Source organism: Corallococcus sp. NCSPR001, assembly GCF_017309135.1.
Lineage (GTDB): Bacteria > Myxococcota > Myxococcia > Myxococcales > Myxococcaceae > Corallococcus.
In genome coordinates, this window is sequence record NZ_JAFIMS010000002.1 from 6122456 (window position 1) to 6135573 (window position 13118).

Below are 13118 nucleotides of genomic sequence, written 5' to 3' on the forward strand. Positions count from 1 at the left end.
GCTACGCGCTCTTGCGACGCCGCATCATCGCCTCGTACGAACGGCCCACGCCCTGGGAGAGGATGAGCAGCTCGCCCACGTCCGGCGGGGTGAACTGCTCCGCGCCGTTGTCCACGTAGAGCAGGTGGACCACCTTGCCGCGCACGAGCAGCGGCAGGATGACCGCCGTCGAGGGGAAGCCTCCGCCAATCAGGCGGTAGAACATGCCCATCGCCGCGTCGCGCTTCACCGGGCCGACGAAGTGGGAGCGCAGGTCGCGCACGAGGCGGAAGGTGCTCTGGTCGCGCAGCGGCACGCCGATGCGGCGGACGCCTTCGTCGCTCACGCCCTGCCCCATGCCGTGCCAGCCGGTGACGAGGTTGCCCTGCACGGACAGCAGCAGGCACCGGCGCCACTTGCCCATGGCGAAGCGGAGCACCGTGCGGGCCACGTCCTCGCGGTCCGAGCTGCGTCCCAGCTCCGCCTGCGCCTCCGGGAACGTGAGCGGCGTGGGAGGAGGGGCCACCGGCATCGCGGCCACGGGCGGATTCGGCGCGGCTCCCGGAGGCATCGCGCCCGCCGCACCGGCCTGCGCCGCGACGTGCGCGGGCACGCCTTGCGCTCCGGCTTGGGCCACGACGTGCGCGGGCACTCCCTGCGCTCCCGCCTGCGCCGCGACGTGCGAGGGCACTCCCTGCTTCGGCGCGCCCTGCCCCACCGTACTCGCGGCACGGGCCGCTTGCGCGGGCACTCCCTGCACCGGGACGGACGGTGCGATGTGCGCGGGGATGTCCACCCGCGGCGGCACGGGTGCTCCGGGACGCGCCTGCGCGGGCATCGCGGGCCGGCCCTGGGGCGGCGTGGCCACGGGCGCCTCCACCACCTCCTCGCCGGTGATGATGATCTCCCCCTCCAGCACGTCCGCTTCCGCATCCGAACCGCCGCGCAGCGCCTGCGCGTAGACGGATTGGAACTCCTCCTCGCTCATCAGGTCCGGCGGGCGCTCCGCCGCCTTCTGCAGCTCCGCCGCCGCGCCCTTCGCGGGCCTCGGGCGGACGGCGTTCATGTCGATGGCCCGCAGCTGCCGGAACGCCTTCGCGTGCCTCCGGAGCAGCTGGTTCATCCGGAACTCGGGGATGACCACCGGCACCACGCGCTTGCCCGTCTTGAACGCGATGGCGTCCAACGTCGTGAAGTCATGCGGGTTCACCACCGCGACACTCAACCGCGTCGCGTCCGCCCGCATGGGCAGGTACTCCTTGTCGTCCGCCTCGTTGGGGTTCACCAGCGCCACGGCCTTCGGGTCGGGCACCATCTCCCCGGACGCGTAGGCGCAGTTGTGAAGCCGGCCCAGCGCCTTGGCCAGGTCCTGCTCGGACAGCAGCCCCAGCTCCACCAGGTTCGTCCCCAGCCGGCCGCCGTGGACCACCTGCGACTCCAGCGCCTCCTCCAGCCCCGCCGCCGACACGAGGCCGTCCTTCACGAGCAGTTCACCCAGGCGCATGGGGCCGCTTGTAGCCATGCCCCGTCACCCTCCGCAAGCACCCGGCCGGGCACGCCTCCCTAGTCGTCTGGGTGGTGGCTCAACCCCACCCGGTTGCCCTCCGGGTCCCTCACGTAGAGCGTCCAGCGCGTCTCGTGCTCCAGCGGCACCCCCGCGCGGGCCAAGGTCTCCACCACCCCACCCCGCGCCTCGCGGGGAATCCGGAACACGAGCATCAGCAGCCCCGGCGCCGGATGGCGGAACGGCACCACCTCCGGCGTCCCGTCCACCGCCTCGATGGCCAGGAAGGCGCCCCCGGGGACGCCTACCCAGATGCTCCGCAGGGTGCCGTCCTCCCGCAGGTGGCGCTTGAGTTCCGGAAAGCCCAGCAGGTCGCGATAGAACGCCGTCACGCGCTCCACGTCGTTCGCTTGAATCGCCACGTGGTGGAAGCCCTGAACGTCCGTCATGGAGTTGATGGTAGGGTCTGCCGGCCCATGGCGCGACTGCTCATCGTGGAGGACAACCAGGAACTCGCCTCCCTCATCGCCACGGTCGCGGAGACCCGGGGCCATGAGGCGCTCACCGTCTTCACGGGGGAGTCCGCGCTGGAGGCCCTGGGCCCCCACTCGCGCTTCGACGCCGCGCTGGTGGACCTGCTCCTGCCGGACATCCGCGGCAGCGAGGTGCTGGGCGCCCTGCGCGCGCACGCCATCCCCGCCATCGCCGTCAGCGGTGTCTACAAGGGCGACCGCTTCGCCCAGGAGGCCATCAAGGTCCACGGCGCCTGCGCCTTCTTCGAGAAGCCCTTCGAGCTGGACGTCGTCATCAGCGCGCTGGAGGAGGCCGCCGGCGTGCCGCCCGTGACGCACGGCGAGTTGCTCGACGAGGTGGACCTGCTCGTCCTGGAAGAGCTGGTCCAGGAGACGCCCGCGGAGGAGGAGCCCGCGCTCACGTCCGTCCTCACCCCGTCCGAGCCCTCCGAACCCTCGCCCCCGGAAGAAGCCCCTGGCGTGTCGGAGGCCCTGCCCCTGCCCTTCGCGCAGCGCGACGCCGTGTGGACGGAGGCCGCGCCCGCGCCCGTGCGGCAGCGGCGCCAGTTGCCGGAGTGGTCGCTCGGCGGAGACCTGGCGCACACGTCGGTGCCCAGGCTGCTCAACGCCTATTACGAAGCGCGCCACCACGGTGAGCTCAAGCTGCGCCAGGGCACGGTGCTCAAGGTCGTCTACTTCGAGGCGGGCCGCGTGGTGTACGCCGCCTCCAACCTGGCCCCGGAGCGCTTCGGCCGCTTCTGCCTGCGCAAGGGCGCGCTCACGGAAGCGCAGCTCGCGGAGGCCGCGGGCTACGCGCGCGAGCACTCGCTGCGCACCGGCGACGCGCTGCTCAAGCGCGGCCTGCTCAGCCCCAAGCAGCGCCGCCAGCTGCTGGAGGAGCAGGTGAAGGACATCCTCTGGTCCACCTTCGCGTGGACGGAGGGCGGCTACGGCTTCAGCCCCATGCGGCCGCAGCGCGCGGACCTGGTGCCGCTGTCGCTCTTCCCCGGCGACCTCATCCTGGAGGGCGTCACGCGCACGGAGACGCTGGTGGCGCTGCGCCAGCGCATGGCGCCCGGACGCCGCCTGTTCCCCACGGCGGATCCGCCCTACGGCCTGCACGAGCTGAAGCTGGCGGGGCCGCAGGCGATGCTGCTCGCGTTCGCGGACGGCACGAAGACGGTGGAGGACCTGCTCGCCCTCACGGACCTGTCCGAGCGCGAGGCCCTGGCCACCCTGCGCGGCCTGGAGCTGTCGGGCGTGCTGGAGGAGCGTCAGCAGACGCCCAACCGCCGCCAGCGCATCAGCTTCGGGCTCTGACGCCCCGCCGGCGCCGCGCGGCCCACGCCAGCGCGCCCAGCCCGAACGCCGTCACGCCCGAGCCCCCGCCGGAGCACCCGCATCCCGACGTGGAGTCCGGCGGCGGCTCCGCGTGCGACACGGCGACCTCGCGCAGCGACGCCGTGCCCGAGTACTTCGGCGGAGCCAGGAGCGCCGTGCGCACCACGTACGTGAGCGTCGCGGTCGCGCCCGCGGGCAGCGGCACCGGCGCCACCTCGAAGTGCCGCGCGGACGCCTCCACCGGCGTCACCGGCTGGCCATTCAACGTCACGCTCTGGGGCACCATCTGCGCGCCGGTGACGGTCTCCCGGTAGTGGAGGGAGCTCACGTCGCAGGCGGTGTCGTTGCGCAGCGTCACCGTGACGCCCACCTGGCCGGAGTTGACGCCCTCCCCCGTCTCCGTGCGCCGCGCCACCCTCACGAAGGGCCGCGCGCCAATGCGCACCGCGTGCTCGCGCGCCGCCCCGCTGGCGCCCTCGCCCGTGGCCGACACGTCCAGGGTGACGAACTCGCCCACCAGGGACTCCAGCTGCGTGTCCACCGTGGCCAGCGACACCGAGTCCCCCTGGCCGACGAGCGACGCCATCGCCGGCCCGCCGTCCTGTGCCCACTTCAGGTCCACCGCCGAGCAGGCCCCTTCCGGAATCGTCTGGCGCAGCGTGCCCCGGGCACCCTCGCCGCAGGTGGCGACGAGCTCACCGCTCAGCTCGCCCAGCACCACGTCACGCGCCTGCCGGGGAAAGTCCCGGGTCGCCTCTGGCGCCACGACGCCGCCCTCGTGAACGCGCGCGCGCACGGTGTAGTTGGCGCTGCCGCACATGGGAGGCAGGTCCAGCGCGAAGTCGCCTCCGCCTCCGGTGGCCGTCCACGTGTCGAACACCTGGCTGGGGTCGTCCCGGTCCTCCAGCGTCACCACCGTGGAGAGGGGACGCATGCCCGTGCAGTTGAGCGGCGGATCCGTCTTCACGTGGCCGCGCAGCACGCGCTCCTCCGCCGGCTCCAGGTCCACCAGGGTCTTCACCGATTCCAGGGGCACCCAGCGCGGCTTCACCGAGACCTCCACGTCGGAGGAGGGGCTGTCGAGGACGAAGCCGTCCACGGTGATGCGGTTGAAGGCGCGCAGCTTCAAACTCAGGGGCTCCGCGCACGTCCCCCCGGCGAGCAGGACGGAGTTGCCCTCGACGGGGTCCTGGCCCACGGGACGCTGGTCGTTGCCCTGGAGGGCCGTCACCGACACGTTCGAGGGATTCTCCAGGACCGACCAGAACGTCGACACCGGCGGCAGTCCTGGCGTTCCGGGAGTGCCCCCGCACACGTGGCTCGCCTGGGGAAGCAAGGCCGCGCCGGAGAAGACGTCACGCGAGGCGCTGGTGAACGGCGCCTCGGGGGGGCCCCATGGGTGGAGCCGCACCGGGACGCTCGTTGCCGGGGAGTCCAGGGTCCCGTCGTTCGCGGTCACCGCGTAGTTGTAGGCGGCCGTCCCCGGCTTGCAGCGCTCCGCCTGCGAGGACGGGGGCGTGAACGTGGCGACGGCCTCCTTCACGTCGAGCCCGGGTGCCGCGGGGGGCACCGTCCAGGTGTAGCTGACGGGCTCGCAGCCCGTGGTGCCCCGCGTGGCGGTGAAGGTGCCGGAGGACCCTCCCATGAAGAAGTCGTTGGCCGTCGCATCCACCTGGGGCGCGCCAGGCTTGAGCGTGTGGTTCAGCACCAACTTCACCGCCTTCTGCGTGTCATGCACGCGCAGGCCGTCGGACGCCACCACGTCCAGCCAGGACGTCTGGGATGCGCAGATGCCCGAGGGCGCGGTGAGCGTCAGCTTGAGCCCACTGGCCTCGCGCGAATCGAGCGGCGCCTGCTCGACGGTGATGGGACTGCCGGCGCGCAAGGTGGCGGAAAGCCGTACGGCGTCACCGTCCGGGTCGCTCAGCGCGAGATCCACGCTCTGTTTCGTGCCCTCATCCACACTGATGTCCAGGAGCCCGCTCACGTCGGGCGGGCTTTCGTTCTTGTAGATGAAGACGTTCTGCGCGGAGCCGTAGAGGATGGCGACGCAGTAGGACGCATCAGCACAGGACAGCTGCACCGGGGCCTGGGTGATGCCTTTGGGAAAGGACTGACTCCGCCGCCAGAGCGTTCCTGGAAGCGCGGGCGGAACCACCGGCTCCGCGCTGTACGCCACCACCTGGCCGTCCGACTGCTTGAGGAGCAGCAGCCCGAAGCCTGTCCCCGCGCTGGAGCCGCTCGAGACATCGAGCGCGAGCGCGTCGACGGAACCGGGCGCCAGCGGGATGGGCTCGAAGGGATAGGTCGAGACGCCCAGGGTCCCTCGGAACAGGCCCGTGTCGTTGCCGAAGAACGCGAGCGGCTGGTCCGGCGTCACGCCCGGCAGCAGCACCACGGCGTGGGCCCACTTCGGAGGGGTGATGCCCGTGGCCACGTAGGCCACTCCGGTCGTGCCCCGGTACCAGAGGAAGTTGGCCTTCTCCGCGGACACGGAGAAGAGCGCGTGCGGCAGGCCATCCGCCTGCGGGGGTAACACCGCGAGGTGCGGCTGGGCGTTCAGACCCGGCAGCGGGGGCGTCAGGGTGCCCCACTCCGCCGTGCCCTCCTTGGGGAGGAGCGAGGTCCGGAACTGCGGGGTCATCAAGGGTCGCTCGGCGGCGACCGCGTACCCCACGCCCCCATCCGCCGTGACGCGCACGGCCTTCACCTCGTACTCACCGCCGTCATCGGGGAAGAGGTGCTTGCCGTTGTCCGCGGGCGAGCAGTTGTTCACGCTCTGGAGCGTCCCGTCCGTGCGGATGCCCACCACGCAGGTGGACCCACTCAGGAAGCTGCCCGCCGTGCCCATGTTGAGGGTCGTCACGACGTCATCCCGCGACACGTACAACTGCGTGTCGGTCGCGACGGCGAAGAAGCCGGGACGGAAGACGGCCACGTCCTTCGGTGCGCTCTGGGTCTCCACGTTCGTCCAACCCGCATGGGCGACGCCCGCGCACAGCCCCAGTCCCAGGAGGATCCATCCGGCTCGCACGTTCGTCATCCCTCTGCCCGGCGCCTACCAGGCCACTTCCGCCCGGAGATAGAGGCGATCCGGAGCATTGTCCGATTCGGCCTCCAGACCCAAGCCGCTGAAGCCCAGGACCGTGTACCCCAGGGCCACCCGCAGGCGCTCGTCCAGCCGGTAAGCCACCTCCGGCCGGAGCGCCGTCAATCCCTGGCCGTCCGCCGCGGAGGTGCGCCGGGCCGCCTCCACCGCGACCTCAACTGCCCCCAGCAGCCGCACCGAGGGCCGCAGCGTGCCCGTCCACACCCAGCGCGAGGAGTCGCCCAGGCTGGAGCGTCCGACGTGCAGGCCGGAGGCCACGGAGAACCGCTCGCCCAGCCGCACCGCCGGCATCAGCGACACCGTCTGGAGCACCCGGTCCCCGAAGGCGAAGCGGGCGCCCGGGGACAGCTCGCGCGTGAGGCCGTACCGGGCCACCACCAGCCAGGGACCGGGCCGCCAGACGAGCGCCGCGAACCCTTCCGCGAACCGGGCCTCCAGCCCATCGCGGCCCGCCGTGTGCGCGAAGTCCAGCCGTCCGGAGGCCGTCACGTCCTTCATCAGCTGGCCCTCCGCGGCCAGCGCCAGCACCACCTGGGTGCGGTCCACCGGGCCGGAGGCGCCGCGCGCGGGGGTGCCCTCCTCGTGGCGCAGCTCGGCGCGCACGTCCGCGCGGAAGCGCTCGCGCAGCCACTGCGCGGACACGCTGGCCACGTCGCGCGTGAGGTCGCTCTGGATGTCCAGCGGATGGCGCACGCCGCGCTCGTAGCGGGCCCCCACGTTGAGGCCGCTCTGGCCCACCGCGTACTGGAAGCCCACGGCGCGGGCCTGGCGGATCGAAATCGCGTCGTGCGCGCTCACGTCCTCCACGAACAGGGTGGTGCCGTCCCCCATCTCCGTGCGAGCCCCCGTCACCGCGCGGCCCAGGCCGAAGTCCGGCCCGTCCACGTCCACGGAGTAACCGCCGTAGTAGGTCTCATTGCCGCGCCGCGCGCGCGCGTCCAGCCAGACCTGCGGACCCAGCTCCGGCCCCCAGCCGCCCTTCACGCCCACGGACGTGTCGCTGTCCAGGTTCACGTCCACGCCCGCGGAGGTGAACGTGTCGTTCATCCGGCCCAAGCCCGAGCCGCGCTCGTGCAGCCGCTGCCGGTGCGCCGCGGACACGGTGAGGCGGGACGTCAGCATGCGGGACACCGAGACGCCGAGGGACGTCCGGCCGCCTTCGCGCGCGGCGCCCTCGCCGGGCACCTCCGTGGCGCGCAGCCAGCTGTCGCGCAGCTCCAGGCGCACGGTTCCTTCGTCATGCGCATAGGCCAGGGCGGCGCCCAGCGTGCGGGCACCGAAGGGCGTGTCCTCGAAGGGCAGGCGCGGATCCGCCGAGCGGCGCTCGTCGCCCAGGAGCGTGAGCGCCAACGGGCCCACGGGCTGCGTGACGCGCAGGGACAGCTGGCGGAAGCGGGCGACATCCAGGTGCGCGCCGTCGGAGAAGCCCTTGGAGCGCTCGCGCCACACGGCCGCCACGGAGCCGCCGTGGCCAGGTCCCAGGACTCCAGGGCCGCTCACGCGCAGGGTCACCGCGCCGCCGTGGTCATCCTGCGTGCCCACCGGACGGAGGAAGGACAGGCCACCATCGTCCGACACGCCGAACACGGAGGACTCCACCGCGAGCCCCCGGCTGCTCGCGGCCTCCGCGAGGAGCGAGTAGCCCCACAGCTCCGTCTGCCCCCGCCCCGACAAGAGCTGGAAGGGCGCCCCCAGCCTGCGCTCGCGCACGGCGGCCAGGCCGACGGTGGAGTCGCGCCAGCGCGCCCAGGCCTCGCCGCCCACCGAGTCGCGCGGGTCGCCCGTGTGCAGCACCGCGTAGTCCACCACGAGCACCGGCTCCGGCGCCTCGGTGAGCGCGTCCGTGCGCAGGAACGACGCGCCGGCGAGGAACGACAGCGGGCGCGCGAGGAGGATGCGGCCCGCGAGGTAGTCGATGTCGTAGTCGCGGCCCCGGATGAGGTGCTGCTCGCCCAGCGGCAGGCCGGTGACGCCGTCGCGCACCTCCACGCGCACCAGCTCGGAGCCCTCCGCCACGGTGCCGCCGCCCAGGTAGTAGAGGCTGCCGCCCGTGGCCCGCAGCTCCTCGTGCGCGGGCGTCGCGGCCAGGCCGCGCGTGGGGTCCACCAGCCCGCCCGCGAACGCGTCCAACCCCACGCTCACGGGGCCCAGCTGCTCACGCAGCTCCGCGTAGGGGCCGAAGAGCGGGCGGTGGTAGCGGCCCACCTCGCGGTCCTGCAGGAGCGCGCGGTAGGTGCCGAAGCCCGCGCGGCCGTACTGCTCATGCCGCGCTTCCAGGCGCAGGCGCCCCTCCGTGGGGTTGGGCGTGAGGGACACGGAGTTGTCACCCCACTCCGCCGGGGCGAGGTCGGGGTCGGGCCAGCGGTCGAAGTGCTCGGGCCTCCGGGGACGCAGCCAGTCCGCGAGCGGCGCGTCGTCCAACTGACGCAGGTCGGTGTCGGTCAGGTCCAGCTCGCCCACCACCTGCACGGGGCCCAGCCAGGCCTCACCGTGGAGGGCGCCGCGGCCTCGCAGCCGGAAGCCTCCGCCGGCCGGCGCGAGGCTGGCCTCCACGTCGAGCAGGCCCACGACGAAGGGCCAGGCACGCGCTTCGACCGTCACGGACACGGCGATCGGGGGCCGCTGTGGCGGGGCCATCGAAATGGGGACCGTGTTGCGTCCCGACACGAGCCGCACGGGCAGGCGGACCTCGCCATCAGGGCCCGCGACGAGCTGGGCGTCCGGGGCCGTCACCCGGGTGCCGGGGGCCACCTCCAGACGCAGGAAGGTGTCTCCCGTGGGCAGGGGGGAGCTCGGGGACAGCCCGTGCACGGCGCCCACGCGCACCTTCTCGCGAGGGATGACGATGAAGCCGTGCTCACCGCGCCGGACCACGTCGAAGGACTGCTGGGTGAACACCACCGCGCCATCGGGCGAGGTGGTGGTGATGGCGATGACGTTGTCCCGGGCCGGATGCAGCAGCACGCTCGCGAGCCACGCGCCGGAGTCGTCCACGGTGGCGTCCACGTCGCCCGCGCGGACCCGGTCTCCGGGAGAGGCCTGGCCGCTGATGAGGAAGCGCAGGTTGCCGTGGTCGGCGGCGCGCGCCTCGGGAGGCCGGCCCGGGGCGGAGGTCATGGCCGCGTGGGGGCGCGTGGGCGGCGTCCGCACGGCGAAGTCCTGGAGGGCGGCGGCGCCCCAGGGCACCTCCACCGTCGCGACGCGGGGCACCACCTGGCTGGACACCGGCAGGCTGCGCGGATCCACCTTCAGCGCATGGCGGCCGGGGCGCAGGTGCGGGCCGCCGGTGAGGTCCGGCACGCGCGAGTCCACGCCGGTGAGGTGGTAGCGGCCGAAGGCATCGGTGCGCACCTCGCGGCCGGTGGCCAGCACCAGGCGCACGTCCGAGAGCCCGGGCTCGTCGGGTCCACAGAGCCCATCTCCGTCCACGTCCACGCAGACGCGCCCGGCGATGGTCGACGCCTGCGTCGGTAGATCCGCGGACAGCGACTGCGCGGACGCCACGGTCGACAGCAGGAGCAGCGCGAGCAAGACGCCCGCGGTCGAGCCCGGCAGCGAGGCCCTCCGCCACGCCCTGGCCTTCAAGGCCGCACCTCTTCCATCGCCGTCACGCCGGTGCGCACGTCCGCCACCGACACACTCACGGGGCCCTTCGCGCCATGCACGGTGAAGCGCGTGAGCCCGTCCTGCACGGACACATCGCCCTTCTCACCCTCGGACAGGGCGACGTGCACCGGGCGATCCTTCAGCACCTGGCCGCGCGGGTCCTCCACCCAGCACGTCACGAGGGCACCCTCCACGCGCACGCGCACGTTGACGGGCAGCGGCGGCGCCAGCTCTACCCGCTGCACGACGGGCGCGGGCACCAGCGGCGCGGACTCCGGGAACACCGGCCCCTGGGGGCCCAGCACGTGCACCGTGACGTCCAGCCCCGGCCACACGGCGTGCGACACGCGCACCTTGCCGGGCGCCCACCCGCTCACGAACAGCGTCCCGTCTTCCCCCGTCACCTGCTCCTTGCCGTTCACCCGCAGCGGCTGACGGGGCACCGGCCAGCCCGCCAGGTCCACCACGCCCGCGACCAGCCCCGAGGGAACCCGCCACACCCCGAGCCGCGCGGGCTCCGTCCCGAGCGGACCGTACGCGCGCGCCGACACGGACGTGTTCACCGGGTCCGCGTTCCGCGGCGCGGTCCACGGGACCGTGAACGTCCCCGGAGGGGACTCCACCGCCGGCCCCACGGTCCCCTCGGAAGAGGTCACGTCCACCTTCGCGTCCGGCCGGGGCTGCCCGGCCGCGTCCCGCGCCGTCACCACCACCCGCGCCACCGACCCCGCGTGCACCATCGTCTCGGACAGCGACACCGTCACGTCGCGCACCGGGCCCTGCACCAGTTGCATGGGCAGCGACTCGCGCGAACTTGGGCCCCGCTGGGGCCATGCCGCCTCAATGAGCTCATCCGCCGCGAGCTTGCGCGGCGCCGTGTAGCGCCACTCCAGCATGCCGTTCGTGTCGCGAACGGGCCCGTCCAGCCGGCCGTACTTCGCCTTCACCGTGACGCGCGCATCCGCCACGGGCTGTCCCTTCGGATCACTCGTCGCGCACAGGAGCCGGGCCTGGGACACGCCGTCCGCGGGCAGCCGCTGCGGGTTGAGCACGCACGCCAGGCCATCCGTGGGCGGCAACTGGAGGTCGATGGCGATGCGCTCCACGTGGCCCGTTTCGTCCTTCACCTCTCCGCGGGCCAGCGGGTAGCCGGGAGGCACCACCAACGGCAGGACGAAGCGCCCCGCCGCGTCCACCGGCGCTGGCCCGAAGCGCGTCCCCGCCACCTCCAGCGACACCTGCCCCCCCGGATCACTCCGGCCGGGCAGGTTCACCGCCGCCGCCAGCGGAACCAGCAGCCGCCCATACGCCCCATGCACCGACTGCGGATGGGGCCACGCGGACAGCGCGACGAGGATGGCCGCCTCGGGAAAACGTGTGGACGGCAGCACGTAGCGGGCGGTGTACGTGCCCGGCCCCGTGCGCTGGAGCCCCTCCACCTGCCCGGTGCTCGCACGCAGCACCGGCGGCGCGCCGCTGTCATCCGGCGTCCCATCCTGCCGGAGCCGCTTCACGGTGAGCGTCGCCTCCGTGTCGCGCCCCTTCACCGGCAGCGCGGGCTCTAGCGACAGCTCCATGCGGCTCGCGGGCGGCCCCACGTCGTAGCGGCCCTGGACCTCCTCGCCGTCGCCCTTCACGCGCACCACCACCTCGCGCGACCGGGCCTTGGGCACCACGACCCAGGTCCGCAGCGGCGGCGCCTCTGGACCTGGCTTGAGCTCCGCGCCCTCCGCGGTCACGGAGGAGGGGGTGAACGCCACCGGCTGGCCCCCGGCGTCCCGGCGCACCACCGCGACCGTGAAGCCCTCCGGCGGCACGGGCGCGTCCGGGCCGAGCAGCTCCAGCGAAGCCGCCCAGACCGGGGCAGAAACCAAGATCAACGCGGAGAGCAGGAGACGTTCCAGGGCTCGCCGACTCTACAAGGCCCTCCGCCGGGACGGCACCACTTTGGTGCCGTGGGCCGCACGAAGGCGGTCCCCTTCGTCACCCGGGAGGCTCCCGCTCCGCCGGCCCACCCATGAGGTGGGCCTCTTCTCCCAGGACCCGAGGCCCCGCCCGGTGGATCAGGGCGTGGAACCGCCGGTGGTCTTCCAGGGGTCCTCGACCTCGACAATCGGCCGTGTATCCAGGACCAGTTCGCGCTTCTCCTCCTGGCGCGCGCCACCCACTCCCACGGCGCTCACATGGACGGTGTTCTTGCCCTTCTCGAGCGGGACACCGAGCTTGAAGTTCCCCTCCTCGTCCGTCAGCACGCTGGCGCCGTTCACCGTCACGCGGCTGCCCGGCTCCGTGCGGCCGGCGATGGCGACCTCTTGATTCCGCTGCGTCTTGCCCCTGGGCCAATCCATCTTCAGGAACACGGTGCTGGGGATGGAAGCCGGCTCGGTGGGGGCCCGCCCGGGGCGGACGATGGACTGCTGGCCGGCGCGCACGATGACGTACTTGCCTTCCTTGCCGGTCAGCTTCACGTCGCCCTCGCGCGTGCCCACGCTCACGGTGCCCTTGCCGTTGTTGCTCATGGTGAAGGTACCCTGCGAGGTGCTGGCCTCCGCGTCGCCGTTCTTCGCCTTGAGGATGAAGGTGTGGCGGACGTTGGGCCGGCCTCGCACGGTGGCGGTGGCCATGCCGTTGTTCAGGAGGAACTCCGACAGCTGGTCGGACAGCTCCGCCACGGAGACCTCCGTCTCGGCCTCCATGCGCAGCTCCACGGACTCACCGTTGAGCACCACGGCCCAGGATCCACGACCGGTGCGCACCACGTCCGTGGGCCGCAGCGGCATGTCCTTCCTGGCGGGCTCCCAGGCCCCGGCCTCGCCGTGCCTCACCTCCACGGTGCCTTCGAAGGAGCTCAGCACCAGCTCCACGGCCTTCTTCGCCTCCGCCTGCGTGACGGCGGGGCGCGGAGGCGCCTGGGGCGGCAAGGGCGCGGGGGGCTCCCGCAGGAAGACGAACCAGCCCACCGGCAGCGCGGCCAGGATGAGCACGAGTCCGATGAGGAACGGCGCCTGTCGCCTGCGGGATGGGGGAGCAGCCATGCGATGGCCCTAGCTACCACACGCGCCGGGCT

7 protein-coding genes are annotated in these 13118 nt (G+C 73.1%); 1 reads left to right on the forward strand and 6 read right to left on the reverse strand.

The window, feature by feature from the left end; translation table 11 throughout:
* Position 1: 1 nt before the first annotated feature.
* Complete coding sequence (locus JYJ93_RS26430) at positions 2-1483, reverse strand: general secretion pathway protein GspE (protein WP_206800468.1); 1482 nt, start codon at positions 1481-1483, stop codon at positions 2-4.
* Between the two features lie 59 nt (positions 1484-1542).
* Positions 1543-1932, reverse strand: coding sequence for a VOC family protein (locus tag JYJ93_RS26435; RefSeq protein ID WP_206796244.1), 390 nt, complete (start codon positions 1930-1932; stop codon positions 1543-1545).
* Between the two features lie 27 nt (positions 1933-1959).
* Here JYJ93_RS26435 and JYJ93_RS26440 point away from each other — a divergent pair, with 27 nt between their 5' ends.
* Positions 1960-3315 carry a response regulator gene (locus JYJ93_RS26440; protein ID WP_206796246.1) on the forward strand — a complete coding sequence of 452 codons (1356 nt, stop codon included), beginning with the start codon at positions 1960-1962 and terminating at the stop codon, positions 3313-3315.
* Here the strand turns inward: JYJ93_RS26440 and JYJ93_RS26445 are convergent.
* The 4 genes from JYJ93_RS26445 to JYJ93_RS26460 form a co-directional block, all read right to left on the reverse strand.
* Complete coding sequence (locus JYJ93_RS26445) at positions 3299-6379, reverse strand: hypothetical protein (protein WP_206796247.1); 3081 nt, start codon at positions 6377-6379, stop codon at positions 3299-3301. The two genes, JYJ93_RS26440 and JYJ93_RS26445, sit on opposite strands and share 17 nt — an antisense overlap.
* A gap of 15 nt (positions 6380-6394) precedes the next feature.
* Entirely contained in the window at positions 6395-10030 is a 3636-nt protein-coding gene (locus JYJ93_RS26450) for a flagellar motor protein (protein WP_242543936.1), read from the reverse strand.
* On the reverse strand, positions 10027-11931 hold the full coding sequence (locus JYJ93_RS26455) for a hypothetical protein (protein WP_206796249.1): 1905 nt from the start codon (positions 11929-11931) through the stop codon (positions 10027-10029). The genes JYJ93_RS26450 and JYJ93_RS26455 overlap by 4 nt, the downstream gene beginning before the upstream one ends.
* A 183-nt stretch (positions 11932-12114) precedes the next feature.
* Positions 12115-13086, reverse strand: coding sequence for a FecR domain-containing protein (locus tag JYJ93_RS26460; protein ID WP_206796251.1), 972 nt, complete (start codon positions 13084-13086; stop codon positions 12115-12117).
* Positions 13087-13118 lie beyond the last annotated feature (32 nt).